This is a genomic window from Acidobacteriota bacterium, assembly GCA_016716715.1.
Taxonomy (GTDB): Bacteria; Acidobacteriota; Thermoanaerobaculia; order UBA5066; family UBA5066; genus Fen-183.
In genome coordinates this window covers 466,584-492,201 of record JADJVE010000002.1, presented here as the reverse complement: position 1 = coordinate 492,201, position 25,618 = coordinate 466,584, and the positions used below count along the sequence as shown (strand labels likewise).

The 25,618-nt window shown below is 70.7% G+C and carries 23 protein-coding genes; 15 read left to right on the top strand and 8 right to left on the bottom strand.

Features of this window, described 5'->3' with window-relative positions; genetic code table 11:
- Positions 1-107: 107 nt before the first annotated feature.
- Positions 108-1,541, bottom strand: a complete 1,434-nt coding sequence (gene ypdA / locus IPL89_04700) for a YpdA family putative bacillithiol disulfide reductase (GenBank protein ID MBK9062479.1) — start codon at positions 1,539-1,541, stop codon at positions 108-110.
- Between ypdA and IPL89_04695 the strand changes: the two genes are divergently transcribed.
- Genes IPL89_04695 through IPL89_04675 form a run of 5 tightly spaced genes read left to right on the top strand, consistent with a single transcriptional unit; the run spans position 1,518 to position 4,060 of the window.
- Positions 1,518-2,174: a hypothetical protein gene (locus IPL89_04695; protein MBK9062478.1), complete on the top strand. Its 657-nt coding sequence runs from the start codon at positions 1,518-1,520 to the stop codon at positions 2,172-2,174. The genes ypdA and IPL89_04695 overlap by 24 nt on opposite strands.
- Positions 2,171-2,785, top strand: coding sequence for a hypothetical protein (locus tag IPL89_04690; protein MBK9062477.1), 615 nt, complete (start codon positions 2,171-2,173; stop codon positions 2,783-2,785). Before IPL89_04695 ends, IPL89_04690 begins: the two co-directional genes overlap by 4 nt.
- Positions 2,786-2,793: 8 nt before the next feature.
- Positions 2,794-3,204 carry a hypothetical protein gene (locus IPL89_04685; GenBank protein MBK9062476.1) on the top strand — a complete coding sequence of 137 codons (411 nt, stop codon included), beginning with the start codon at positions 2,794-2,796 and terminating at the stop codon, positions 3,202-3,204.
- Complete coding sequence (locus IPL89_04680) at positions 3,201-3,692, top strand: type II secretion system protein (protein ID MBK9062475.1); 492 nt, start codon at positions 3,201-3,203, stop codon at positions 3,690-3,692. The genes IPL89_04685 and IPL89_04680 overlap by 4 nt, the downstream gene beginning before the upstream one ends.
- Positions 3,689-4,060 (top strand): hypothetical protein, encoded by a 372-nt coding sequence (locus tag IPL89_04675; protein MBK9062474.1) that lies wholly within the window; start codon positions 3,689-3,691, stop codon positions 4,058-4,060. The genes IPL89_04680 and IPL89_04675 overlap by 4 nt, the downstream gene beginning before the upstream one ends.
- Here the strand turns inward: IPL89_04675 and IPL89_04670 are convergent, their stop codons facing one another.
- From IPL89_04670 to fumC, 5 genes are all read right to left on the bottom strand, one after another.
- On the bottom strand, positions 4,061-5,119 hold the full coding sequence (locus IPL89_04670; protein MBK9062473.1) for a trypsin-like peptidase domain-containing protein: 1,059 nt from the start codon (positions 5,117-5,119) through the stop codon (positions 4,061-4,063). It abuts the gene before it with no gap.
- A gap of 136 nt (positions 5,120-5,255) precedes the next feature.
- The gene (locus tag IPL89_04665) at positions 5,256-5,834 is read right to left on the bottom strand and encodes a peptidyl-prolyl cis-trans isomerase (GenBank protein ID MBK9062472.1); all 579 of its coding nucleotides are present in this window, start codon (positions 5,832-5,834) and stop codon (positions 5,256-5,258) included.
- An 11-nt stretch (positions 5,835-5,845) separates the two neighbouring features.
- Positions 5,846-7,363 (bottom strand): MFS transporter, encoded by a 1,518-nt coding sequence (locus IPL89_04660; GenBank protein ID MBK9062471.1) that lies wholly within the window; start codon positions 7,361-7,363, stop codon positions 5,846-5,848.
- Between the two features lie 16 nt (positions 7,364-7,379).
- A complete protein-coding gene (locus IPL89_04655) occupies positions 7,380-10,085 on the bottom strand; it encodes a serine/threonine-protein kinase (protein ID MBK9062470.1) in 2,706 nt (901 codons plus the stop codon).
- 76 nt (positions 10,086-10,161) lie between these two features.
- Positions 10,162-11,550, bottom strand: coding sequence for a class II fumarate hydratase (fumC, locus tag IPL89_04650; protein ID MBK9062469.1), 1,389 nt, complete (start codon positions 11,548-11,550; stop codon positions 10,162-10,164).
- Between the two features lie 72 nt (positions 11,551-11,622).
- Here fumC and IPL89_04645 point away from each other — a divergent pair, with 72 nt between their 5' ends.
- The 10 genes from IPL89_04645 (at position 11,623) to IPL89_04600 (ending at position 23,715) form a co-directional block, all read left to right on the top strand.
- On the top strand, positions 11,623-13,698 hold the full coding sequence (locus IPL89_04645) for a fibronectin type III domain-containing protein (protein MBK9062468.1): 2,076 nt from the start codon (positions 11,623-11,625) through the stop codon (positions 13,696-13,698).
- Positions 13,699-13,741: 43 nt separating this feature from the next.
- Positions 13,742-14,365 carry a hypothetical protein gene (locus tag IPL89_04640; GenBank protein MBK9062467.1) on the top strand — a complete coding sequence of 208 codons (624 nt, stop codon included), beginning with the start codon at positions 13,742-13,744 and terminating at the stop codon, positions 14,363-14,365.
- A 15-nt stretch (positions 14,366-14,380) separates the two neighbouring features.
- Positions 14,381-15,094, top strand: a complete 714-nt coding sequence (locus IPL89_04635; GenBank protein ID MBK9062466.1) for a PspA/IM30 family protein — start codon at positions 14,381-14,383, stop codon at positions 15,092-15,094.
- A gap of 11 nt (positions 15,095-15,105) precedes the next feature.
- Complete coding sequence (locus tag IPL89_04630; GenBank protein ID MBK9062465.1) at positions 15,106-16,752, top strand: OmpA family protein; 1,647 nt, start codon at positions 15,106-15,108, stop codon at positions 16,750-16,752.
- Positions 16,752-17,564, top strand: coding sequence for an ABC transporter permease (locus IPL89_04625; GenBank protein MBK9062464.1), 813 nt, complete (start codon positions 16,752-16,754; stop codon positions 17,562-17,564). Before IPL89_04630 ends, IPL89_04625 begins: the two co-directional genes overlap by 1 nt.
- 104 nt (positions 17,565-17,668) lie before the next feature.
- Positions 17,669-18,457, top strand: coding sequence for an ABC transporter ATP-binding protein (locus IPL89_04620; GenBank protein MBK9062463.1), 789 nt, complete (start codon positions 17,669-17,671; stop codon positions 18,455-18,457).
- A gap of 21 nt (positions 18,458-18,478) precedes the next feature.
- Positions 18,479-19,393, top strand: a complete 915-nt coding sequence (locus IPL89_04615; GenBank protein ID MBK9062462.1) for a hypothetical protein — start codon at positions 18,479-18,481, stop codon at positions 19,391-19,393.
- A 1-nt stretch (position 19,394) separates the two neighbouring features.
- Positions 19,395-21,062: an ATP-binding protein gene (locus tag IPL89_04610; GenBank protein ID MBK9062461.1), complete on the top strand. Its 1,668-nt coding sequence runs from the start codon at positions 19,395-19,397 to the stop codon at positions 21,060-21,062.
- Between the two features lie 17 nt (positions 21,063-21,079).
- Positions 21,080-22,705 carry a metallophosphoesterase gene (locus IPL89_04605; GenBank protein ID MBK9062460.1) on the top strand — a complete coding sequence of 542 codons (1,626 nt, stop codon included), beginning with the start codon at positions 21,080-21,082 and terminating at the stop codon, positions 22,703-22,705.
- A gap of 35 nt (positions 22,706-22,740) precedes the next feature.
- Positions 22,741-23,715, top strand: coding sequence for a quinone oxidoreductase (locus IPL89_04600; GenBank protein MBK9062459.1), 975 nt, complete (start codon positions 22,741-22,743; stop codon positions 23,713-23,715).
- 5 nt (positions 23,716-23,720) lie between these two features.
- Here the strand turns inward: IPL89_04600 and IPL89_04595 are convergent, their stop codons facing one another.
- Both IPL89_04595 and IPL89_04590 read right to left on the bottom strand, forming a co-directional pair.
- A complete protein-coding gene (locus IPL89_04595) occupies positions 23,721-24,575 on the bottom strand; it encodes a GGDEF domain-containing protein (GenBank protein MBK9062458.1) in 855 nt (284 codons plus the stop codon).
- Between the two features lie 59 nt (positions 24,576-24,634).
- A complete protein-coding gene (locus IPL89_04590; protein MBK9062457.1) occupies positions 24,635-25,618 on the bottom strand; it encodes an aldo/keto reductase in 984 nt (327 codons plus the stop codon).

Genomic DNA, 25,618 nt, shown 5'->3' with positions numbered 1-25,618 from the left:
GCGGTCGCCGAGGGCGATCGTCCGCTTCACGGCCGGCGCGACGAGGACGGCCGCGGCGACGGCCGCCGCGAGGACGAGAACGGTCCCGACGCGACCGCCCGCCATCGTCAGTCCCCGTCCTGGAAGCGGCGGATCGCCGGGACCTCGGGCCTCCCCGGCGCGCCGCGCCGCGCGAGGACGTGGCCCACGATCCGCGCGGCGTGGGCGCGGCCGTTCTCGATGAAGAGCCGGCCGGTGTGCCGGCCGGCCGCGACGACGCCCGCGACGTAGAGGCCGGGCACGTCCGTCTCCATCGTTTCGGCGTCGTGGACGACCTCGAGGTCCTCCGTGATCCCGATCCCCGAGGCGGTGAGGAACGGGAAGTCGGGGCGGTAGCCGGTCAGCGCGTAGACGAAGTCGTTCGGGATTTCCGCCGTTCCTTCGCGGACGCGGAGCGTGACCGAGCCCTCGTCGATCCGCGCGACCGTCGTGTCGAAGAACGCGCGGATCGAGCCCTCGCGCACGCGGTTCTCGACGTCCGGCCTCAGCCAGTACTTGACGCTCGGGCCGAACGCCGCGCCCCGGATCGCCATCGTCACGCGGGCGCCGTGCCGGTGGAGGTCGAGCGCGGCCTCCACGGCCGAGTTCTTGCCGCCCACGACGAGGACGTCCGCCCGGGCGTGCGCGTACGGCTCGCGGTAGTAGTGCGAGACCTTCGGGAGATCCTCGCCGGGGACGCCGAGAGGATTCGGCGTGTCGAAGAACCCGGTCGCGATGACGGCCGCGTGCGCCGTGAAGGTCCCCTTCGGCGTGGCGGCGGCGAAGACGCCGTCCTCTCGAGTGAGGGAGACGACGGGGGTGTGGAGGCGCACGTCGAGCCGTTCGCGCTCGGCCACCTTGCGGTAGTAGTCGAGGCCCTCCCGGCGCGTGGGCTTCGGCCCCGCCGAGACGAACGGGTGGCCGCCGATCTCGAGGAGCTCGGGCGTCGAGAAGAAGACGACGTGGGTGGGCCAGCTCACGAGCGTGTTGAGCAGCGCGCCCTTCTCGAGGACCACGTGCGTGAGGCCGGCGCGGGCCGCCTCGAGCGCGCACGCGAGGCCCACCGGCCCGGCGCCGACCACGAGGACGTCGACGAGGTCGTTCACGGCGGAAGCATACGGGAGGAGAATCCGACCGTGCGCCGCGCCGCCGTCCTCTGCCTTCTTGCGCTCGCGGCCGCCGCGGACGAGGAGAAACCCGCCGCGCGCATCGTGAGGACCGAGCAGGTCGTGAGGCTCGTCGTCGACGCGTACGTCACGGACAAGAGGGGCGACCCGATCACGGATCTCGTGGCGTCGGACTTCCGCGTCATGGCGGACGGCAAGCCTCTCGAGGTCGAGTCCGTCGAGTTCGTGGCGGCCGGCGCGCCGGAGGGCCCGGTCGTCATGCCCCCGGCGGAGGGCGGCGTGTCCGCGCCCCCGCCGGCTCCCTATCCGCCCGGCCGGCTCATCGTTCTCTTCGTGGAGGGCGACCTCGGCCGGCAGCGCACGAAGGGCCTCATGCGCGTGAGGCAGGAGCTCCATCGCCTCCTCGACCGCCTGCAGCCGACGGACCGTGTCGCGGTGGTGGGCTTCTTCTCGCACCTGACGGTCCTCACGGACTTCACGAACGACCGGGCCGTCCTCGACGAGGCGTTCCGGCTCGGCCTCGGCTCGAGCCGCGACCGCGACGTGAAAATCTCTCCGTATCCGTCTCTCGCGGCGAACCTCGACTTCGCCGAGGCGCGCAAGGCCGCGCACGTCGAGCGCGCGCTGGAGCTCGTCGCCACGGCCCTTGCCCCGATCCCGGGCGCGAAGGCCGTCGTCTTCGCGGGCTGGGGCTTCTTCGCGAACCGCGCGCCGATCGAGGGGATCCTCTACGACCGTGCGCTCGGCGCGCTCATGCGCGCGCGGGCGAACGTCTTCATGCTCGACACGTCGGATTCGGACTGGCACACGCTCGAGACCACGCTCCAGGTTGCCTCCCAGGCGACGGGCGGGACGTACGCGAAGACGAACCTGTTCGCGGGCCAGGCCGTGGAGCGCGTCGCGCGCGCCCTCGCGGGCCGCTGGGTCCTCGTGTGCATCGCGCCCGACGCCGCGCCGCGCACGCTCGACGTGTCCCTCGCCCAGCGCCGCGGAGACGTCGTCGCACGGGCGTACACTGCGCTGCCATGAAGCGCCCAAGCGCCGCCCGAGCCGCATGTGCCGTCCTGGCCCTGACCGCCGCCTCGGTTCTTTCCGCCTGCGCCTCCGGCCCGTCCGCGCCGGCCCCGGCCGCCGGCGCCGCGAAAAAGCGCATCGTTCTCGTGGAGGCCAGGGGCCCGGGACCGGAGATCGAGCGCTTCGTCCCGCGGCTGTTGTCGGCTGCGAGCGACCGCGGGCTCGGCGCCGTCGTGGACGCGCGCCTCTCCGGCGCCCACCTCGCGGACGTCGCCGCCGCCGGCGAGACGTCGGCCGCCTTCCGAAGGGAATACCCGGGCGACGTCTACATCGGCGCCCTGATGTCGCCGTGCTCCATCCAGCGGCACGAGGGCCGCGTCTACGACCGGCAGCAGACCCCCGGCGGCGTGCCCGTGCGCACCGAGACCGTCGTCGTCACGTACGACGCGGAATGCACGGTCGTCCTGACGCTCGTGGGCGAGGCCGGCACCGCCGTGAAGACGATCGACGTCACGGGACGCAACGGGAGCGCCGAGGTCAGCGCCTCGAACACCGAGGCCGAGGGTCAGGCCGCGGGCGACGCGGCGGACCGGGCCGCCAAGAAGCTCGCCTCGTCCCTGCGCTGAGGCCGGCCGTGGCGGCGCCGCGCTCCCGCGGAGTGTTTCTCCTCGAGGCGCTCGTCTCGCTCGCGATCCTCGGAATCGTCCTGACGCTCGGCGCGAGCTTCCTCGCGCGGCGGCGCGCGCTGGAGGCGGATCGACGCGACCGGGACCGGGCCGTCCGCGCGCTCGCGAGCGAGTGGGTGTACCTCCGCACGGCGTTCAAGCACGACCTCTTCCCGAAGGACAAGCGCACGTTCGTCGGGCCGGGCGTCTTCGTGGACGCGCTGGACGCGCGCGGGCCCGTCCTCGGCGTCCGGCAGACGGACGTGGACGGCCTCTACCGCGTGACGCTCGACATCGGCTGGGGCGCGGGAGCGAAGAAACGCCTCGTCGAGGAAGGCTTCGTTTTCCGGGGGGTCTCCCCGCCGAGCGCGCCGCCGTGACGCGCCGCGGCTTCTCCCTCGTCGAGATGTGCGTCGTCGTCATGATCGGCCTCGTCCTCCTCTTCGCGCTCCTGCCGGTCGCGCTGGGCCTGCTCCGGCAGCAGGCGGGGCTGAACGCGCGCAGCCTCGGCATCGACACGTGGCCGCTCCTCGTCGAGCGGCTCGGCGGCGACGCGGGGCGCTCCTCGGGCGCGCTCGTCTCGCCGCCGTTCCCGGCCGCGGCGTTTCGCCTGCACTTCCCGCCGGACCGCGACGAGGATCCGGACGTGATGTGGACGTTCGGGAACGGCCGGGCCGAGCGCTCGACCGAGCGCAGGAAGCCCGACGGCGAAGTCGTCCGCGCGACGACGACGTGGGACCTGCCCGGGACGCTCGCGCTGGAGCCGGACGAGCTCGAGAACGGGCGGCTTCTCCTTGCGTGGGACGACGGCTCCGGCCCGGAGCTCGTCGCGGTCGCATGCGGGCGCCCGACGGAGAGCGCGCGGTGAGGCGGCGCGCGCGGGGGAGCTCCCTCCTCCTCGTCCTCGGCATCCTGACGATTTTCGGGCTCGTTCTCGGCGTCCTCGCGACCGTCCTCGTCACGGACCTCTCCTCGTCGCGCCGCCGCGCGAACGCCGCCTACGCCGCGGAGCTCGCGCGCTCGGGAACGGACTGGGCGCGGGGGGCGCTCCTCGCCCGCGGCGGCCTGCCGTCCGCGACGCTGCGCGTCGAGCGCGGGGAGATCGCGGTCGCGACGGAGGAGCTGCCGGACGGCCGCCTGCGCGTCGTCTCCACGGGCCGCGTGCGGAGCGGGGAAGCGACGCTCGCCGCGCGGCGCGAGGTCACGGTCTTCGCGGCGTCCGCGCGCCGCCGCTGATCAGCGCGACGCCGAGAGCGTGACGTCGACCGTCGTCTCGCCTTCGCCCCTCAGGATGCGGACGGGCACGGTGTCGCCGACCTTCTGCTTCTCGAGCGCCGAGACGAGGTCGTCGTAACTCGCGACCTTCTTCCCGGCGACGCCGATGATGACGTCGCCGAGGACGACCGAGCCGTCCGTTCCCCGCCGGGTGCCCCGGAGCCCGGCCTTCGCGGCGCCGGTTCCGTCCTGCACCTCCATCACGAGGACGCCCGAGATCCCGAGCCTCCGGGCGATGCCCTCCTGGGCCGGCGTGATGCCGAGGCGCGGCCGGATGACGCGTCCGTGCGCGATGAGCTGCGGGACGACCTCGTTCACGGTGTCCGCGGGCACCGCGAATCCGATGCCGGCGCTCGCGCCCGAGGGGCTCGCGATCTGGGTGTTGACGCCGATGAGGCGGCCCGCGCTGTCGAGAAGCGGGCCTCCCGAGTTTCCGGGGTTGATCGCCGCGTCCGTCTGGACGACGTTCTGGATCTTGCGGCCCGTGACGGCCTCGATCGTCCGCCCGAGCGCGCTCACGATGCCCGTCGTGAGCGTCTCGTCGAGGCCGAACGGGTTTCCGATCGCGAAGACCTTCTGCCCGACCTTCAGGTCGCGGCTCGTCCCGACGAGGATCGGCGGGAGCTTCGCCTCGGGAGCGCCGATCCGGAGGACGGCGAGGTCCTTGTCGGGCTCGACGCCGACGACCGTCGCCTTCCAGTCGGACTGGTCCGCGAGCGTCACGACGAGGGACGAGGCGTTCTGGATGACGTGGAAATTCGTGACGACGTGTCCCTGGCGGTCCCACACGAAGCCCGAGCCGGACCCCTGCGGCACCTCCGTCATCTCGAAGAAGCTCACCGGGCGGCGGGCGAGGCTCGTGATGTAGACGACGGACGGGCTGCAGCGCTCGAAGAGCTCGATCGTCGCCTTCTCGTCCGACGCGAGGTCGCCGCGCGCCGCCACGGGCCGCGCGTCGGCGGGGGCGCCTTTCACGCGGGCGGGCGCCGTCGCGGCGCCGCGGCCGGAAGACCGCTGCATGAGTGTGAAGACGAGCCATCCCGCGAGGAGCCCGAGGAGGACGGGCAGGACGACGGGGCCGCCCCGCCGCCGCGGAGGCGGCGGGACGTAACCGTAGGGAGGCGGGAGGCTCGACAAAGGGACGCGCCCGGGCGCGTCAGGGCTGGACGCGGACCGATTCGATGACGACCGGGGTGACGGGGGCGTTCACGAACGCGCCGCCCTGGTTGGACGTGGGCGTCGACTTGATCTTGTTCACGACGTCCATGCCGTCCGTCACCTTGCCGAAGACGCAGTAGCCGTAGCCGTCCTGCGACTGGGCCTTGTCGAGGAATCCGTTGTCCTTCACGTTGATGAAGAACTGCGCCGTCGCGCTGTTCGGGTCGCCCGTGCGGGCCATCGCGAGCGTGCCGACCTTGTTCTGGAGGCCGTTCGACGACTCGTTCTTGATGGGGGCCTTCACGGCCTTCTGCTGCTTGTCGACCGCGAAGCCGCCGCCCTGGATCATGAAGCCGTCGATGACGCGGTGGAACACCGTGCCGTCGTAGTGCTTCGCGTTCACGTAGGCGAGGAAGTTCTTCACGGTCTCCGGCGCCTTGGCGGCGTCGAGCTCGATCGTCATCGAGCCCATCGACGTCTTCATCACGACCGTCGGATTCTTCACGGGGGTTTCTCCCTTCACGGCAAAGGTGGCGACGACGAGGGCGAGGGTCAGGGCGGGCGTGAGTCGTTTCATGGGGCGGGATCTTACGATGCCGGGGGCCGCGGCAGGGCGCGGGCGGCGAGGACGAGCAGGAGGCCCGCGACGAGGTTGACGGGCAGCGCGAGGGCGAGCGCCGCCTTCAGGCTCCCGGCATGAACGCTGAGCCGTCCGATCGTGTACGGCCCGAGGGCGAGGCCGAGGAACGTCGTGTGCAGGAGAAGCACCGCGCTCGCCGTGCCGCGCAGGCGGGGCGGGACGAGCTCCTGCGCCGTCGTCGTCGCGGGCGCGACCCAGAGAGCCGTGAGGACCGTGATCGGGAGGGCGAGCGCGGCCGCGAGCGCGAGCGAGGGGGCCGCGAGCATCCCGAGCGCGAGCGGGATCGGAAGGAGGGCCGAGGCCGCGCCGACGAGGAGGCGGCCGTCCGCGCGCTTCCGGCCCCACGCGTCCGCGAGGAGTCCGCCGCACGTCGCGCCGAGCCAGCCTCCGGCGGCCGAGATGCCGCCGAGGAGGAGGCCTGTCTTCGCGAGGTTCAGGTGGTGCACGCGAACGAAGTACGGCGCGATCCAGAAGCTCGTCCCGTACGTCCCGAACGCGACGAGGCCGAAGCCGAGGTTCGCGAGGACGAGCGCGCGGTTCCGGAAGACGAGGTCGAAGTCCTCGCGGTTCCGGAGACGCAGCGCCTGCGCCCACGAGAAGACGGCGTAGAGCCCGGCGGCGAGCGCGATCCACTGCGCGGGGTTTCCGAGCGCGAGTGTCAGCAGCCACGCGAGGCCGGCGAGCGCGGCGAATGCCGCCACGTTGCCGAGCACTCCCGCCGCGCCGGCGCCCGCCGCGGCGAGCGCGAAGAGCGTGAAGGGCGGGATCACCGAGGCGGACTCGCGGAGGAACGTCCGCACGGGCGTCGTCGTGAGCGGCGGGTGCGACGCGGCGCGGGCGGGCTCCCGGAGGCTGCGCACCCACGCGGCGAGGACGAGCCCCGGGAGGCCGACGGCGAGGAACGCGGCCTGCCAGCCCCGCAGGCCGAACGGACCCGTGCCCGAGGGGAACGCCAGGTCCCAGCGATCCACGACGAGGCCGCCGATCCCGAGGCCGAGGCCCGCGCCGATGTAGATGCCGCTCGAGTAGAGGCCGAGGACCGTTGCGCGCTTCTCCTTCGGGAACCAGTCCGAGAGGAGCGAGTAGGCCGCGGGCGCCGCGCTCGCCTCGCCCACGCCGACGCCCATCCGCGCGAGCGCGAGCTGCGGGAAGCTCTTCGCGAAGCCCGAGAGCGCGGTCATGAGGCTCCAGAACGCCGCGCCCCACGCGATCAGCCTGCGCCGGTCCCACGCGTCCGCGAGGCGGCCGAGCGGGATCCCGAAGATCGCGAAGAAGACCGCGAAGACGGTGCCGTACAGGAAACCGAGCTGCGCGTCCGTCACGCCGAGGTCGGCCTTGATGCGCTCGGCGAGGATCGAGACGATCTGCCGGTCGAGGAAGTTGAAGACGTAAACGAGGACGAGGACGAGGAGGACGTAGCGCGGGTACGCCCCGCCCTTCGGGTGCTCGCCGGGTGTCTCGGACATCAGCGGATTCTAGGGGTTACTTCCCGGCGGCCCGGGGCAGGTCCGGGCTCTCGGCGCGCATGATGCTGCGGGCCTCCTCGCCGATCGCGACGACGAGCTTCGACCCGTCCGGCGAGAAGCCGAAGGACTCGGCGTTGTGATCAGCCTCCGCGCTGAAGAGGAGCCGCCGCGTTGCCGAGGTGTCGCTTCCGGGCTTGAAGTCCTGTACGTAGATTCCGGCCTTGCCCCTCTCGTCCTGGCCGAGCCAGGTGACGGCGCCGCCGTCTGGCCGCCACCGCGTGCGTCCCCAGACGACGCGCGGGTCCGGCTTGGGCAGGCGGACCCGGACGTCGAACGGCACGACGGAGTCGTCGGACGTCTTCACGACCTTGAGGGATCGCTCGGACGGATTGCCCGTGACCGGGAAGAGGAGGTAGCGTCCGTCCGGCGAAACGGAAGGGCCCGAGATCGCCCCGGCGAAGACCTTGACGGTCCCCGTTCCGTCCGGCTTCACCTTCCAGATGCCGGCCTTGTCGTTCGAATACGAGCCGTAGTAGATCCAGGCGCCGTCCGGAGTCATGGCCGGGTTCTCCGCGTCGACGCCGTCGTGCGAGACCTGTTTCGGGTTCGTCCCGTCGGCGTCGGCCATCCAGATCTCGAAGTTCCCGCTCCGGCGCGAGCTCCAGAGAAGGTGCTTGCCGTCCGGCGAGAATCCCGGGTCCCAGTCTTCCAGCGGCTCCTCCGTCAGCCGCCGGACGGCGCCCGTCGCGACGACCATCTCCCAGACGTCGAGGTTGCCGCCCCGGTTCGTCGAGTAGACGACTCGCGTGCCGTCGGGTGAGAAGTCCGGCTGGCGGTCGACGCCGCTCCCGCGCGAGAGCCACCGGGTCGCGCCGGCGCGGCCCGTCTTCGGATCGAGCGAGACCTCGAGCAGGTTCTCGCGGGTCGCGAACGAGTCGAAGAAGAGTCCGCCGGCCGTCGGCACGACGCGCGAGCCTCCGTTGAGGACGCGGAGGAACGGCACGGGCTTTCCGCCCGGGACGCGCTGCCGCACGAAGACGGTGTCGTTCGAGGTGAACGGCGCGAGTTGCCCGTAGACGACCTCGTGGGTCCCGGCCCAGGCGACCGACGTCAGCATTCCGCCCCGCGTCGGCGGCGCGACCTCCAGGTTGACTCCCCCGGCGACGGGAATGATCAGGGTTTTCGACGGAAAGCCGATGGAGCCGCCGCCCTGTTCCGTGACGGCGATCCGCGAGCCGTCCGGCGACCACGAGGGCAGGCCGGGGGCGAAGCCCGTCCACGAGTAGAGCTCCCGCGGGTTGGATGCGTCGCCGTCCGCGACGAGGATCGTGTTGTGCATGGAGGTTCCCGAGGCCTGCGACCTCATGAGGAGGAGCCGCCGGCCGTCGGGCGAGAGCACTCCCATGAACCCCTCCGCGATCCGCCGCGGCTCACCTCCGAGCGTCGGCACGCGAAACACGTTCCAGCGCGTGCCGTCGTGCCGGCTGAAGATGATCGACGCGCCGTCGGGCGAGAAGGACGGAAGCGCGTCGGGCCCGCTCGTGAGCGCGACCTCAGCGCCGTCCGGAAGCTGCTTGAGCCAGAGGCAGGGCGTTCCGGTGCGGTCCGAGACGAAGGCGAGAGTCCTGCCGTCCGGCGACACGGCCGGCTGCGAGTCGCGTCCGGAGTACGTCAGGGTGTGGAGCGTCGGCGGCTCGACCGGACGCGCGCGGAACAGGACGCGCCCGAGGAGGAGTCCCATCGCGAGCGCGAGGAGCGCCGCGCCCGCGGCCGCGAGGCCCGGCACGCGCGGGGCCGGAGGCGCCACGGACGACGCGGCGCTGCCGGACGTGATCTCCGTGAGGCGCTCGGAGAGGTGCGTGAGGTCGCGCGCGAGGTCGCGCGTCGACGCGTAGCGGTCGTCGGGATCCTTCGCGAGGCAGCGGTCCGCGATCCAGCGCGCCGCGGCGGGGGCTTTCGGCGCGGCGGCGGCGAGCGGCTCGGGCTCCTCGCGGATGATCGCGGCGAGCGTCTCGGCGGCCGAGTCCTTCCGGAAGGCGCGCTTTCCCGAGAGCATCTCGTAGAGGATCGTGCCGAGCGCGAACTGGTCCGCGCGGAAGTCCGAGGGGCGTCCGGCTGCCTGCTCCGGCGACATGTAGCCGACCGTGCCCATCACGGTGCCCGGCTTCGTCGAGCCCGCGGCCTGCGAGACGGTTTCGCCCTCGGCGTCGCCGAACGGAGCGAACGTTTTCGCGAGGCCGAAGTCGAGGAGCTTCGCGCGCCCCTCCTTCGTCACGATCACGTTCTCGGGCTTGAGGTCGCGGTGGACGATTCCCGCCGCGTGCGCCGCCGCGAGGGCGTCGGCGATCTGCGCGGCGATCGAGAGCGCACGGCGGAGCGGCACGGGCTCGGCGAGGACGGCGCGCAGCGTGCCGCCTTCGATGAGCTCCATGGCGAGGACGTGACGCGTCCGGGAGGCAGAGGGAGCGGACGAAGAGGGGATTTCTTCGAATGAGTAGAGAACGGCGATCCCCGGGTGGTTGAGGCTCGCCAGCATTCGAGCTTCGCGCTCGAAACGTCCCCGGTTCTCTTCACTTTCAAAGAACTCTTCCGGCAGGACCTTCAGCGCGACCGCCCGCCCGACGCGCGTGTCCTTCGCCCGCCACACCTCGCCCATGCCGCCGGCGCCCAGGGGCGCGACGATCTCGTAGGGCCCGAGGCGGGAGCCGGCGGATACGGTCACGGGATGCGGGATTATGGACTGCGACGCAGGCGCGGCCGGGAGGCGAAGCCGGCCGCCGCCGGCACGGTCCCGGGCGTCAGCCGGGACCGGTCATCTTCGCCGGGTCGATCCACGCGTCGAACTCTTCCGCCGTCACGAAGCCGAGCGCGAGCGCGGCCTCGCGGAGCGTCGTGCCTTCATCGTGCGCTTTCTTCGCGATGGCGGCCGCCTTGTCGTACCCGATGTGCGGGTTGAGCGCCGTCACGAGCATCAGCGACCGGGCGACGAGCTCGGCGATCCGCGCGCGGTCGGGCTCGACTCCCTCGGCGCAGTGCATGCGGAAGCTCCGGCAGCCGTCCGCGAGGAGGCGCACGGACTCGAGGACGTTGTGGATCATCACGGGCTTGAAGACGTGGAGCTGGAAGTTCCCCTGGCTCGCCGCGAAGGCGACCGCGGCGTCGTTGCCGTAGACCTGCACGACGACCATCGTGAGCGCCTCGGCCTGCGTCGGGTTCACCTTGCCCGGCATGATCGACGAGCCCGGCTCGTTCTCCGGGATCCGGATCTCGCCGATTCCGGAGCGCGGCCCGGAGGCCAGCCAGCGCACGTCGTTCGCGATCTTCATGAGGGAGCCCGCGAGCGTGCGGAGCGCGCCGGACGCGAACGCGAGCGCGTCGTGCGCCGCGAGCGCCTCGAACTTGTTCGGTGCGCTGACGAACGGGTGTCCCGTGAGCGAGGCGACGCGCTGCGCCACGCGCTCGGCGTACTCGGGGTGCGTGTTCAGTCCCGTCCCGACGGCCGTGCCGCCGATCGCGAGCTCGAGGAGGTGGGGGAGCGCCTGCGCGACGTGCGCCATCCCGTGGTCGAGCTGCGCGACCCAGCCCGAGATCTCCTGCCCGAGCGTGAGAGGCACGGCGTCCTGCAGGTGCGTGCGCCCGATCTTCACGATGTCGTGGAACTCCTTCGACTTCGCGTCGAGGACGTCGCGCAGCTTCCGGACCTCGGGGAGGAGGCGCTCCTCGATCTCGCAGACGGCGGCGATCGACATCGCCGCCGGGAACGTGTCGTTGGACGACTGCGACATGTTCACGTCGTCGTTCGGGTGGATCGGGTCCTTCGAGCCGGGGACGCCGCCCGCGAGGTCGATCGCGCGGTTCGCGATCACCTCGTTCACGTTCATGTTCGTCTGCGTCCCGCTGCCGGTCTGGAAGACGACGAGCGGAAAGTGCGCGTCGAGCTTCCCGTCCGCCACCTCCTGCGCGGCGGCCGTCACGAGCGCGGCCTTCTCCGGCGGCAGAAGGCCGAGGTCGTGGTTGACGTCGGCGGCGGCCCGCTTGAGGAGGCCGAACGCGCGGATGACCGGGCGGGAGAACCGGATCTCGCCGATCTCGAAGTTCTGGAGCGAGCGCTGCGTCTGGGCGCCCCAGTACCGGTCCGCCGGGACGGCGATCTCGCCCATCGTGTCCTTTTCGATCCGAGTGGCCATGGACGCACCCTCCCGAGATTCCGTCGCAGGCCATGTTACGCGGCTCCGTGAGACGAATTCACTTCCATTCAAATGGGGAACCATCTCCGGCGCCTTCTCGCGCTGGCTGCATGCGTCGCCGTGCCGTTCGGCCAGGCTTTCGCGCAGGCGACGTCGGACTACGCGGTCCAGGCGACGGCCGTCGTCCAGAGCTCGCCTCCGAGAATCACTCTGAGCTGGCCCGTGTTCGCCGGCGCGACGGCGCACACCGTCTACCGCAAGGCCTGGGGAGTCGCCTCGTGGGGGACGGCGGTGGCGACGCTCCCGGGCTCGGCGACGGGCTACGTGGACAACGCCGTGGCCGTCGGGACGCGGTACGAGTACCAGTTAGTCCGAAGCGCGGCGGTCACGGGCACCGGGTACCTCGCGACGGGAATCGAGATTCCCCTCGTCGAGGACCGGGGGAAGGTGGTCCTCGTCGTCGACTCCACGATGGCAGCGGGACTCGCGGCGGAGCTCGCGCGTCTTCAAGCGGATCTCGCGGGCGACGGCTGGACCGTGCTGCGCCACGACGTCGCGCGCAGCGCGACGGTCCCGTCCGTCAAGGCGCTCGTCAAGGCCGACTACGACGCCGATCCGGCGAGGGTGAGCAGCGTCTTCCTCTTCGGGCACGTCCCGGTGCCGTACTCCGGGAGCATCGCGCCCGACGGCCACGGGGACCACGTGGGAGCGTGGCCCGCGGACCTCTACTACGGCGACATGGACGGCGCCTGGACGGACACCCAGAACCTGGGCGGAACCGGCCGGCAGAACAACGTCGCGGGAGACGGCAAGTTCGACCAGAGCTACGCTCCCGGGAGCACGGTCGAGCTCGGCGTGGGGCGCGTGGACCTCGCGGACATGCCCGCCTTCGCCCCGAAGACCGAGATCGACCTCCTCAGGCAGTACCTGAACAAGGACCACGGTTTCCGCGTCAAGGCGTGGGCGCTGCCCGCGCGCGGGCTCATCGACGACAACTTCGGCGCGTTCGGAGGCGAGGCGTTCGCGTCCACGGGCTGGCGCGCGTTCTCGGGCTTCTTCGGGCCCGCGAACGTCTTCGCGCTCGACTGGTTCGGCACGCTCGCGACGAGCGGCTACCTCTGGGCCTACGGGTGCGGCGGCGGCAACTACCAGGGCGCCGGCGGCGTCGGCTCGACGTCCAACTTCGCCGCGACGGACACGAAGACCGCCTTCACGTTTCTTTTCGGGAGCTACTTCGGGGACTGGGACGTCTCGAACGACTTCCTGCGCGCGCCCCTCGCGACGACGACGTACGGCCTCACGTGCGCCTGGGCCGGCCGGCCCGCGTGGCACGTGCAACACATGGCGATGGGCGAGACGATCGGGTACGCGGCGCGCCTGACGCAGAACAACTCGGGAACGTACTTCCGCGGCTATGGCCCCTCGGTCCACATCGCCCTCATGGGCGACCCGACGCTCCGGATGCACGTCGTCGCGCCCGTCTCGAGCGTGGCGGCGATGGGAGGCGCGGGAAGCGCCGCCGTTTCGTGGACCGCCTCCCCGGACGCGGTCGCGGGGTACCACGTTTACCGGGGCGCCGGAGCCGGCGGCCCGTTCACGCGTCTCACCCCGGGACTCGTCACGGCGACCTCGTTCACCGACGCGGCGGCGCCCGGAGGCTCCCCGACGTATCTCGTGCGCGCCGTGCGTCTCGAGACGAGCGCCAGCGGCTCGTACTGGAACGCGAGCACCGGCGTCGCGGCCACGACGAGCGTGGCCGGACCCGTCGCGACGGCCTTCCACACGCTCGTCCCGTGCCGGGCTCTCGACACCCGCCGCCCGCCCGGCGCGGGCGGCGGACCGTCCCTCGGCGCCGGGGCGACGCGGACGTTCGTGGCGGCGGGCTCGTGCGGCGTGCCCGCGACCGCCCGGTCGGTCTCCGCGAACGTCGCCGTCACGAACGCGTCCGCGGGCGGCCAGCTCGTCCTCTACCCGGGCGACCTTCCGGCGGCTCCCGGCACGCTGACGCTCGCCTTTCGCGCCGGCCAGACGCGCGCGAACAACGCCGTCGTGGGCCTCGCCTCCGACGCTTCCGGCGCCTTCAAGATCACGAGCAGCGCAACGGGCGCCCTCGACGTGATCGTGGACGTGAACGGCTGGTTCGAGTAGCGGGGAGGGGGCTTCGGCCCGTCTTGATAAGATTTCCGGCTCCATGAGCGACAGGAAGGGTTGGGGCTCCACCGTGCTCGGGTGGTTCGTCGTCCAGGAGGACGGCGCGGCGGCGCCGGCGCCCTCCCCGGACGCGCTCACCCCGCCGGCCGAGCCCGATCCCCCCGCGTTCGTCACGGAGCCCCCTGCCGCGCCGGGAGGGCGCGTGGACTTCCCGAAGGTCTACGAAGCAGCCGGCGTCGACGAGGAGGAGCAGGGCCGCGTCGCGAAGGCTGCCGAGCTCCTCGGAGCGCTTCCCGCCGGGACGGACGACGGGGTGAAGAAGCAGATCGTCGAGGCTTCGCTGAAGGCCTTCGGCGTCCCGGTCGACAAGATCATCGAGGCGGCCGTTCAGGAGATCCAGGCCCTCGAGGCGTACATCCGCGCGGGCGCCGCAGACACGCAGAAGGTGCACGAGGAGTCGGCGAAGCGGATCGCGCAGTTCGAGGAAGAGGTCCGGCGCATCAGGTCGGTGATGGAGGACCGGACGTCGGAACAGCTCGCGGTGGTCCAGGCCTGCAACGAAAAGAAGCTCGGGATCCAGAAGGTCCTGGAGTTTTTCGGCCAGGAGCAGGTGGCGCGCGTCGTCCGTGACTCGCCGAAGCTCGTCGAGCCACAGGGCAAGTAAAGGAAAGGGCATCACATGGCGGGAATCGGTTTGCTCCAGCGTCTCGGCAATCTCTGGAAGGGCTTCCTCTCGATCTGGATCTCGAACGTCGAGAAGGAGCATCCGGAGATCGCCTACGAGAACGCGATCAACTCCATGGTCGAGAAATACTCGAAGCTCAAGTCCGCCACCGCCGCCATCATCCGGCGGCGCGAGGACATCGACGAGCGACTGAAGAAGTCCACGAAGGAGCTCGCGCAGACCGAGCTCGAGCTGAACGCCGCGGTCGAGACGAATCAGGACGACCTCGCCGTCGTTCTCATCCAGCGCAAGAACGCGCTCACCGCCGAGGCCACCGAGCTGCAGGGCGACCTCGGGACGGCCAGCAAGGACGCGGACGCGGCCAAACAGTCGCTTCTCAACGTGCAGGGAGAGATCCGGAAGCTGAAAGCCGAGCGCGACGTGATGCTCGCGCGGATGCAGTCGGCGCAGGCCCGGCTCCGGATCCAGGAGCAGCTCGACGGCCTCTCCGTGGACGCCGACGTGAAGGCTCTCGACAACGTGCGCGAGCACATCAAGAACACGATCGCCGAGGCGAACCTCGGTCAGGAGCTGTCGGGCAGCTCGCTCGACGCGCGGCTCGCGGCCTTGAAAACGCAGGCGGGTGACGTGCAGGCGAAACAGCAGCTCGCCGAGCTGAAGGCCCGTAAAGCCGCCCAGCAGTCCGCCCAGCCCCAGAAGACCATGTAAGGAAGCGAACGATGAAACTCACAGCCTTCGCGAAGTTCTTCATCACCGTCGTCATCCTCGGCGTCATCGGCTACGCGGTGTGGCATTACAAGGCTCAGGACATCCGGAAATGGGCCGGCGCGGACAAGGGCGCGGCCGGTGCCGCGGCGGCAAAGGCCGGCGGCGGCGTCTCGTCCGACGATTTCACCGCGCTCAAGGGCGCTGCGCCCGACCCCGAGCGGGGCAAGGGCGCGGCGGGAGTGGCGGGCGCGGCGCTCACCGGCTCCGGGAAGCTCAATCGGCCGCTCGTCGTCGCGATCAACACCTGGGCGGGCCACGCGCCGGGCATCGTGGCCGCGAACGGCATGGAGAGCGGCGCGACCTCACGCTACAAGGCGACCTACGGACTCGACGTGAAGTTCGTCCTCCTGGAAGACCCCGCCGCCAAGCTCGCGGCTTTCCGCAAGGGCGACGTCGACATCATGTGGAACACCGTGGACAACTGGGCGCGCGAAGCCTCCATCCTCGGCGAGCAGAACCAGAAAGCGAAGTCCATCGTGATGCAGGACTGGTCGCGCGGCGGGGACGGCATCGTGTCCCTGTCTTCGATCAAGTCCGTCGAGGGCCTCAAAGGCCACAAGATCTCCTGCACGCAGTTCACGCCCTCGCATTTCCTGCTGCTCTACCTTCTCGCGCAGTCGGGCCTCTCCTCCGACGACCGTGCGGCCGTCGAGAAGAACATCATCTTCACGCAGGACGCGCCGGCCGCCGCGGCCATGTTCAAGGCGAAGCAGGTGGACGCGGCCGTGACCTGGGAGCCCGACCTTTCCGCGGCCGTGACGGCGCGGGGCGACGAGGCGCACGTCCTCGTCTCGACGACGGCGGCCACGAACATCATCGCGGACACGCTCTGCGCGCGGCAGGACCTCATCGACCGAGCTCCCGAAACCCTGCGCGACTTCATCCATGGCTGGTTCGACGGGATCGAGATGATCAAGTCCGACCCGAACGCGGCGTACGCCGTCGTCGCCAAGGCGCTGAAGCTCGACACGGACACGGTCTCTGGGATGCTCTCGGGCCTGAAGCTCACGCCCTATGCCGACAACGCGCAGTTCTACGGCCTTGCGGGCGGGAAGGCTCATTACGAGACGCTCTTCGACACGGCCTTCGTCATCTGGCGGAAGAAAGGGCTCGTGACGCGGCCGGTCGAAGCGAAGGACTGGGCCGATACGCGTTTCCTCGCGGCTCTCGCGGGGAATTACCCGCAGCAGAAAGTGGAGGAGCAGAAGATCGCCGCGAAGGCGCCGTCCTCCTCGGATCGCGCCATCCTCAACAAGCAGATCCAGATTCACTTCACGCCGGGCTCGGACGAGATCATGCCGGGCTCCAACTTCGTCCTCGACGCCCTCGGCGAGACGATGACGTCCTTCGGGAACACGTATCTGCGCGTGGAAGGGAATACGGACGCCACGGGCAACCCGAGCTCGAACATGACGCTTTCGGAGCGGCGCGCCCTGGCCGTGAAGAACTACGTCCTGAAGAACTTCCCGAACATCCCGCCGCAGCGCTTCCAGACCATCGGGCGCGGCTCGACGCAGCCGGTGGCCCCGAACACGACGGAGTCGGGCCGCCAGCTCAACCGCAGGACCGACATCAAGGTGGTGCTGGCCAGTGAATAGTGAGTGACCGGAAGGGGCGCCGGGGCGATCTCTTCGCCCTCCGCGCCCCGCTGCCGCGCTCGACGGCGTTCGTGCTCGGGCTCGTCGCGCCGGCTCTCGTCCTCGGGGCATGGTGCGTGGCCTCGTACGGCGGCCTCGCCCCGCCCGATTTCCTGCCCTCTCCGACGGAAGTGGTCAAGGGCACGCTGCAGCTCTTCCTTCAGTACGACCTCGGCAGCGCGGTCCTCGTCTCCACGAAGAGGATTCTCCTGTCGTTTCTTCTCGCGGCTTCCCTTGCGCTGCCGCTCGGCATCCTGATGGGGGCCTTCGAGCCCATCAACCGGTTCTTCGAGCCGGTCGTGGCGCCGCTTCGGTACATGCCGATCTCGGCTTTCATCCCGCTCCTCATCCTCTGGTTCGGGATCTACGAGAAGCAGAAGATCGCGTTCCTGTTCCTCGGGGTATTCGTCTATCTCCTGCCGGTCGTCGTGACGGCGATTCGCGCGGTGCCCGAAGAGCTGGTCCAGACGGCGCTCACGCTGGGCGCCTCGCGCGCGCAGGTCGTGCGAACGGTGCTGCTCCCGTCCGCCCTCCCCGAGATCTTCGACTCCTTCCGCGTGATGAACGCCATCTCCTGGACGTACGTGATCCTGGCGGAGGCCGTGAACCCCGAGCACGGCCTCGGCTACATGGTGGAGCTCGCGCGGACGCACCAGAAGGCCTCGTGGTCTTTCGCGGGGCTCCTCGTCATCGGCGGCATCGGCCTCCTGACGGACTTCATCATCCGCACCGTTTCCCGGATCCTCTTCCGGTGGCGGGAGGTCGAGTCTTGAAAGAAGACGAAGCGCCGAAGCCGGCGCCCCAGACGGGCGAGCCGGGCACCGTCGCCGTCGACGTCGGCACCGCGGGCGCAAAGAAGCCCAGCTATCGCGCCGACCTGAAAGGCGCGGCGCCGAAGCTGCGGGTGAAGGACCTGTCGGTCACCTACATCAACCGCGACGGCGGCGGCACCGAGGCCGTGCGCGACGTCTCTTTCGACGTCGAGGACAAGCCCGGCGTGGGCGAGGTGGTCGTGTTCCTCGGACCTTCGGGCTGCGGCAAGTCCACGATCCTGAAGGCGGTCGCGGGGCTCCTCCCGCCCACGAAGGGAGAGATCCTCCTGGACGGGCAGCCCGTGGAGGGCGTGGGCCGCGACCGCGGGATGGTCTTCCAGGCCTACACGTCGTTCGGATGGCTGACCGTCCGCGACAACGTGGAGTACGGCCTGCGGCTCCATGGCGAGTCCGCGGCCGTGCGCCGCGAGAGATCGGACAAGTACCTCGAGGCCGTGGGCCTCGCGGACTTCGCCGACCGGTATCCGAAGGACCTCTCGGGCGGCATGAAGCAGCGCGTGGCCATCGCGCGCACGCTCATCAACCGGCCCCGCGTGATCCTGATGGACGAGCCGTTCGGGGCGCTCGACCCGCAGACGCGCTGGGGGATGCAGGGCCTTCTCCTCGACGTCTCCCGCACCGAGGACCCGACGATTCTCTTCGTGACCCACGACGTGTCCGAGGCCGTCTATCTCGCGGACACCGTCTACATCCTGTCCTCGCGCCCCGCGCGGCTGCTGCACCGCGTGGACGTCCCGTACTTCAAGGTCCGGAACATCGAGCTGAAGTCGGCGCCCGAGTTCCGCGCGGTGGAGAAGAAGCTCCTCGACCTTCTTTATTCGCAGGCGTCCTAGGGCGCATCATTGGATCGACCCATGGGGAACATCGAGACGCCGAAGACGCCCGTGAAGGCGGCGCCGAAAACGGCGCCGGCCCAGGCCGCGCCCTCGGTGCAGGAAGGCATCGGCGACGCCGCGCGGCAGTTCGCGCGCGGGGCGGTTTTCGACCGGAGCCCCTACCTGAAGCTGGCCTTCACGAACCCCTACAACCTGTCGCTCTTCGCCGGGGCGCTCGCCGCGGCGGGACTCACGCTGAATCCCGTCCTCGCGGTGGTGGCGCTCGGCCTCGAAGGCCTGTGGCTCCTCCACGCTCCGGACAGCAAGCGCCTGAAGCACCTCCTCTGGGACCCGAAGTTCGAGAAGCTCCGCAGCGCCCTCCAGGCGGAGGAGCGTGCCCGGCGACTCACGACGGTGGGGGACGGCGAGCGCCAGCGCGTCGACGCGCTCGTCGCGCGCCAGGAAGAGATCCGCCGGCTCGCCGCGCAGAATCCCTCCTTCACCGGAGATCTCCTTCGGAGCGAGCTCGTGAAGACGGACCGTCTCGTGGACGCGTTCGTCGAGATGGCTCTCACGTGCGCGCGATACGAGTCCTACCTCGGCTCGATCGACGTCGAAGCGCTGGACAAGGACCGTCGCCGCTACGAGCAGTCGTCCAGGGCCGGAGACACCGCCGATCCCAGGGTCTCGATCGCGAAGAAGAACCTCTCCGTCGTCTCGCGCCGGCTCGAGAAGGTGCAGGAGATCCGGAGCTACCTGAGCGTGGCCCGCGGCCAGCTCGACCTGATCGAGAACTCCTTCCAGCTCATCGCGGATCAGATCGTCACCATGCAGTCGCCGCAGGAGCTCTCGGGCCAGCTCGACGAGCTTCTCGACGGCGTCGAAGCCATCCGCCAGACCGCGCAGGACACCGAGAAGATCCTGAGCGGCATCGGGATCGAACGGGAGATGTGACGTGGCCGAGAAGAACGCACTTCCCGGCTGGGCGGAGGACCTCCGCCGCCGGTACCTCCGGAACGAGGCGTCCATGTTCGTCCTGCACGGCAACGTCTACGACGTCGTGCTGTACGGCGGGAAGATGCTCTCGCTCTCGAACTTCCTCACGGACGTGCTCCTGAAAGACACGAAAGACACCGTGCTCCTCTACAACGTGTCGACGGGCGTCCGGTTCACGAAGAGGGGGCCTTTCGCGGACGCGATGGACGACCTCATCACGGTCACGGCGAAGGACCGGGTCCTGCCGGCGCTCGAGAAGCTCCTCTCGGCGTCCAACAAGACCGCCGTCGTCCTCGAATACGCCGAGGCGCTTGCGCCCACGGGCGATCCGGCGTTCCAGGGCGACTCCGACCGCGCCGCGCTCGTCACCCTGCACCGCTGGTCGTTCCTGCCCGAGATCGAGAAGGGCGACAACGTGGTCCTCCTCGTGGCCGAGAACCTGACCGACCTCTCGCCGAAGCTGCTGTCGAACCCGAAAGTCGCCGTCGTCGAGGTCCCGATGCCGGACCTGGCGACGCGCGGACAGGCGGCGAAGCAGGCGGATCCCGACATGTCCGAAAAGGACTCGAGCCGTTACGCGGGCCAGACGGCGGGGCTCAAGTCCATCCAGATCACGAGCCTCCTCTCGGCCGGCATGACCGACGCCGCCCGCCTGGAGGCCGACCGCCTGATCGGCATCCGGAAGCGCGAGATCCTGGAGCGCGAGTGCTTCGGTCTCGTGGAGTTCGTCGTGCCCGAGCACGGGTTCGAGGTCGTGGGCGGCATGGAGGAGGTCAAGAAGGACCTCATGCTGATCGCGGAGAACATCCGCGAGAACCGGACGAGCCGCGTGCCGATGGGCATTCTCTTCACGGGGCCCATGGGCACGGGAAAGACGTTCGTGGCCGAGGCGTTCGCGAAGGAGTGCGGCCTCACCACGATCAAGCTGAAGAACTTCCGCAGCAAGTGGGTGGGTGCGACGGAAGGCAACCTCGAGAAGATCCTGAGCGTCATCAAGGCCATCGGGCAGGTCGTCGTCATCATCGACGAGGGCGACCGCGCGTTCGGCTCGGGCGAGGGCGAATCGGACGGAGGGACCTCGTCGCGCGTCATCGCGCGCATCAAGGAGTTCATGTCCGACACGTCGAATCGCGGGCGCATCCTCTTCCTCGTCATGACGAACCGCCCCGACAAGCTCGACGTGGACCTGAAGCGGGCCGGCCGCCTCGACAAGAAGATCCCCTTCCTCTATTCGCAGACGCCCGAGGAAGTCGAGAACGTCGCGCGCGCGCAGGTGAAGAAGAACCGCATCAATACGAAGGTGGACTTCGCGAAGATTCGCGAGGACTTCTCACGGAAGCTCGTCGGCTACTCGAACGCCGACGTCGAGGCCGTCATCCTGATGGCGAACGACGACGCGGCGCAGCAGGACGGGGGAAATGCCGAGGTCCTCGCGAAACATCTCGCGAACGCCGCCCACGACTATTTCCCGAGCCGCGACGCCGAGCTCCTCGAGTACATGGAGCTCCTGGCCGTATTCGAATCCTCCAGCCGCCGCCTCCTCCCGGCGAAGTACGCGAACATGACGCCGGAGGAGCTGGACGCGCGCCTGCGTCTTCTCCGGGCTACGGTGGGGAGCCGAAGATAGAGCGAACGCTTGTACGCATCTTTCTCGCGGGCCTCTCGCTCGCCGCTCACGGCGCGCTCGCGCTGGCCGTGACGCGCGGGCCTTACCTTCAGACCGCGACCAGCGCGTCCGTCGTCGTCTGCTGGCGGACGGACGTGCCCGTGGACGGCCGCGTCTTCGTGTGGGAGATCGATGTGCCGCTCGGGGTCGTGTTCTCGGACGCGGCGTCCGCGACGGAGCACGCGATCGCCGTGACGGGTCTCCGTCCCCGGACCCGCTACCTCTACGCGGTCGGTACCGCCTCGGGCATCCTCGCGCCCGCCCCGCTCGCGTCCTTCGTGACGCCGCCCTCGCCCGGGTCCGCCGCGCCGCTCCGGATCTGGGCGCTCGGCGACTCCGGCACCGCGGACGCGAACGCGCGCGCCGTGCGCGACGCGTACCTGGCGTACGCGGGCCCACGGCCGGCGGACCTGTGGCTCATGCTCGGCGATAACGCATACGTGGCGGGCACCGACGCCGAGTACCAGGCCGCGGTCTTCGGGACTTACCCGGCGCAGCTGGCGTCGACGCCGCTCTGGCCGGCGTTCGGAAACCACGACGGCGGCTCCGCGAACGGCAACACGGGGACGGGCGTCTACTTCGACATCTTCCGCCTGCCGAAGGCCGCGGAGGCCGGCGGCGTCGCGTCCGGCAGCGAGGCGTACTACTCGTTCGACGCCGGGAACGTGCACTTCGTGTGCCTCGACGCCTGGGACGTGAGCCGGCTGCCCGGCGGCGCGATGCTCACGTGGCTCGCGGCCGACCTCGCCGCGACGGCGCAGACGTGGATCGTCGCCTACTGGCACCACCCTCCCTACACCAAGGGCACGCACGACTCGGACACGGAGACCGAGCTCATCGAGATGCGCCAGTACGTGAACCCGATCCTCGAGGCCGGCGGCGTGGATCTCGTCCTCGCCGGGCACTCGCACGTCTACGAGCGCTCCTTCCTCCTCGACGGGCACTACGCCGACTCGACGACGTTCACGGCGGGCATGAAGAAGGACGGCGGCACGGGTGACCCGGCGGGAACCGGGCCGTACCGCAAGCCTTCCGCGCGGACCCCTCATGCGGGCACGGCTTACGTCGTCGCGGGCAGCGGCGGGCAGCTCGGCACCGGCCCCTTGAACCATCCCGCGATGTTCCGCAGCCTCGCCGAGCGCGGCTCGCTCGTGATCGACGCACACGGCGGCCGCCTCGACGTCCGCTTCGTGCGCGTGGACGGTGTCGTGAGGGACTCCTTCGCGATCGTGAAGAGCGGCGCCGGATTTCACACGCTTCTCCCGTGCCGCGCCGTGGACACGCGCATTTCCGGCGGAGCGCTCGGGGCGGGGGAGATCCGGAAGCTCGTCGCGGCGGGCGCGTGCGGGATTCCCGCAAGCGCCACCACGGTCTCCGCGAACGTGACGGCCGCGGGCGGCTCCGCCGCCGGCGCGCTCGCCGTCTATCCCGGCGACCTCGCGGCGCCGCCGGGCGTCGAGACCGTGAGGTTCCGCGCCGGGCAGACCCGCGCGAACAACGCGCTCGTCGGTCTCGCGTCGGACGGCTCCGGCTCGTACTTCGTGCAGAACACGGCGGCCGGCCCGGTGCACGCGATCGTGGACGTGAACGGCTGGTTCGAGTAGAGCGCGACCGGGCGGCCCGCCGTAGACTTCCCCGCATGAAAGCCATCCGCGTCCACGCGCCGGGCGGCCCCGAGGCGCTGCGTTACGAAGACGTCCCCGATCCGGCGCCGAAAACCGGCGAGGCGCTCGTCAGGATCGAGGCGGTCGGGGTCAACTTCATCGAGGTCTACTTCCGCACGGGCGTCTACAAGCCGGCCGCGCTCCCGTTCACCCTCGGCAGCGAGGCCGCGGGCGTGGTCGAGGCCGTCGGGCCCGGCGTCACGGAGGTCGCGCCGGGCGACCGCGTCGCGACCGTGAACGCGCAGGGCGCGTACGCCGAGCGCGCCCTCGTCGCCGCGGCGCGTCTCGTGCGGGTTCCGGACGGGGTGACGACCCGGCAGGCGTGCGCGGCGATGCTGCAGGGCATGACGGCGCACTACCTCGCGACGTCGACGCGTCCGCTCGGCCCCGGCGACACGTGCCTCGTCCACGCCGCCGCGGGCGGCGTGGGACTCCTTCTCTGCGCGATCGCAAAGAAGCGCGGCGCGCGTGTCATCGGCACCGTTTCGACGCCGGAGAAGGCCGCGCTCGCGCGGGCGGCCGGCGCCGATGAGGTCATCCTCTACACGGAGCAGGATTTCGTCGCCGAAACGAAACGGCTGACGGGCGGCAAGGGCGTCGCGGCCGTCTTCGACTCCGTCGGGAAGACCACGTTCGAGAAAGGCCTCGACGTCCTCGTCCCGCGCGGGACGATGGCGCTCTTCGGCCAGTCGAGCGGGGCGGCCCCCGCCATCGACCCGCAGATCCTGAACACGAAGGGCTCGATCTTCCTGACGCGTCCCTCGCTCTTCGCCTACGTCGCGTCGCGCGAGGAGCTGCTCGCGCGGGCCGCGGACGTCCTCGGCTGGGTCCAGGAGGGCTCGCTCCCGCTCCGGATCGACCGCGAGCTTCCGCTCGCCGCCGCCGCCGCCGCCCACCGGGCGCTCGAGGGGCGCGGGACGGCCGGGAAGATCCTTCTGATCCCGGGCTGAGCGCGTCAGCCTTCGCGGTGCTCGAGCGCGGGCGAGATGAGACCCGCGGCCTCGGCCTCGTCCGGCTTTCGGAGGACGCGCACGGCCCCGGGCTCGCCGTGGAGGGAGATCGCGGCCTCGAGGGCCTCGTCGTTCACGCGCCAGCCGCACGCGAGGTTCCCCCCGGCGGCCTTGGCGCGCCGGAGCGCGCCGCTCGCGAGCTGGAGGTGGTCGCGGAAGGAGGCGAGGTGCGGCCGCGCGCGCATGAGCGGCTCTACCGAGAAACCGATCGAGATCGTGACGGGCTTCGCGCCGTCGCCCGGGCCGGCTTTCACCCACGAGGCGACGGCGTGTCTCAGGCGCACGGCGAGGGCGCCGGCCTCGCCGCCGAACCGCACGCGCGCGACGATGAGGAATTCGTCGCCGCTCCAGCGGGCGACGACCGTGCCGCCGCGCACCGAGGCGGAGATCGCGTCCGCGACGGCCTGGAGAACCGCGTCGCCGCCTTCGCCTCCGAAGGCGTCGTTGACGTCGTCGAGGCCGTCGACGTCGGCGAGGAGGATCGCGACGCACTCGGTTCGCTGCTCGGGGTCGCGCACGGGCTTGCGTGCCGGCGCGAGGAGCATCCCGATCGCCGCCTCGACGAAGCGCGGGTTCTTGAGGCCCGTGAGCTTGTCCGTGAGAGAGGTCTCGGCGAGGAGGGCGTTCGACTGCTCGAGCTCGGCGGTCTTCTCCCTCAGCTCGAGCGTCTTCTCCCTCAGCTCGTGCGTGAGCTCGCGCTCGCGGCGGACGAGGCGGGAAACGCGATACCGATGGAGCAGCCACGCCCCCAGGGCGAGGGCGGCCGCGGCGAGAGCCCAGAGAGCGCTGGACGGAAACATTGTGTGCGAGCCGGTCGCGTTATTGGATCACGAACGGACGCTCCGCGCCCATCCGGACCTCACGCGAAACCGCGGACGCCGTGCGGCCGGTACGGCGCTTCGAGAGCGGCAACCTCGTCGTCCGAGAGGACCGTGTCGACGGCTTTCAGCGCGGCCTCGAGGTGCTCGATCTTCGTCGCCCCGACGATGGGCGCGGTGACGCCCGGCCGGGAGAGGAGCCAGGCGAGCGCGACCTCCGCGGGCGGACAGCCTCGGGCGGCGGCGACCTTGCGGACGGCCTCGATCACCTCCGCGTCCGACGGGGAGTCGTAGAGCCTCCCGGTGTAGTCGTCGGCGGCGCCGCGAGCCGTCGTGGCGGCGGCCTGCGCGCTCGCGCGGGTGCCGGCGAGGAGGCCGCGGGCGAGAGGGGACCAGGGGATCACGGCGATCCCCTCCTCGCGGCAGAGCGGCAGCATCTCGCGCTCCTCCTCGCGGTAGAGGAGGTTGTAGTGATTCTGCATGGAGGCAAAGCGCGCCCAGCCGCGCGCGTCCGAGAGCGCGAGCGCCTTTGCGAGCTTGTACGCCGGGCCCGAGCTGGCGCCCAGATAGCGCACCTTGCCCTGCGCGACGAGCTGGTCGAGCGCCGCGAGCGTCTCGTCGATCGGCACGGAGCCGTCCCAGCGGTGGATCTGGTAGAGGTCGATCGTCTCGACGCCGAGGCGCCTGAGGCTCGCCTCGCAGCCCTGGACGACGTGCTTTCTCGAGAGGCCGCCCATGTTCGGGCTCTTCGACATCGGGAAGTGGACCTTCGTCGCGAGGACGATCTCCTCCATCCGCCCGTAATTCCGGAGCGCGCGCCCGGTGATTTCCTCGCTGACGCCCATCGAGTACATGTCGGCCGTGTCGAAGAAGTTGATCCCGGCCTCGAGGGCGCGCCGGAAGAACGGCTGCGCCTGCTCCTCCGTCAGCACCCACGGGCGCCACGCCGGATCCCCGTACGACATGCACCCGAGCGCGAGGCGCGAGACCGTGACGCCGGTGCGGCCGAGGGTCGCGTATTTCAC

Bases quoted from the DNA above. Each gene is read 5' to 3' on its own strand.
- IPL89_04695 (MBK9062478.1), top strand. From the start codon at position 1,518: ATGCGCGTGAGGCAGGAGCTCCATCGCCTCCTCGACCGCCTGCAGCCG.
- ypdA (MBK9062479.1), bottom strand. From the start codon at position 1,541: ATGGAGCTCCTGCCTCACGCGCATGAGGCCCTTCGTGCGCTGCCGGCC.
- IPL89_04690 (MBK9062477.1), top strand. From the start codon at position 2,171: ATGAAGCGCCCAAGCGCCGCCCGAGCCGCATGTGCCGTCCTGGCCCTG.
- IPL89_04670 (MBK9062473.1), bottom strand. From the start codon at position 5,119: ATGCAGCGGTCTTCCGGCCGCGGCGCCGCGACGGCGCCCGCCCGCGTG.
- IPL89_04665 (MBK9062472.1), bottom strand. From the start codon at position 5,834: ATGAAACGACTCACGCCCGCCCTGACCCTCGCCCTCGTCGTCGCCACC.
- IPL89_04660 (MBK9062471.1), bottom strand. From the start codon at position 7,363: ATGTCCGAGACACCCGGCGAGCACCCGAAGGGCGGGGCGTACCCGCGC.
- fumC (MBK9062469.1), bottom strand. From the start codon at position 11,550: ATGGCCACTCGGATCGAAAAGGACACGATGGGCGAGATCGCCGTCCCG.
- IPL89_04645 (MBK9062468.1), top strand. From the start codon at position 11,623: ATGGGGAACCATCTCCGGCGCCTTCTCGCGCTGGCTGCATGCGTCGCC.
- IPL89_04640 (MBK9062467.1), top strand. From the start codon at position 13,742: ATGAGCGACAGGAAGGGTTGGGGCTCCACCGTGCTCGGGTGGTTCGTC.
- IPL89_04635 (MBK9062466.1), top strand. From the start codon at position 14,381: ATGGCGGGAATCGGTTTGCTCCAGCGTCTCGGCAATCTCTGGAAGGGC.
- IPL89_04630 (MBK9062465.1), top strand. From the start codon at position 15,106: ATGAAACTCACAGCCTTCGCGAAGTTCTTCATCACCGTCGTCATCCTC.
- IPL89_04615 (MBK9062462.1), top strand. From the start codon at position 18,479: ATGGGGAACATCGAGACGCCGAAGACGCCCGTGAAGGCGGCGCCGAAA.
- IPL89_04600 (MBK9062459.1), top strand. From the start codon at position 22,741: ATGAAAGCCATCCGCGTCCACGCGCCGGGCGGCCCCGAGGCGCTGCGT.
- IPL89_04595 (MBK9062458.1), bottom strand. From the start codon at position 24,575: ATGTTTCCGTCCAGCGCTCTCTGGGCTCTCGCCGCGGCCGCCCTCGCC.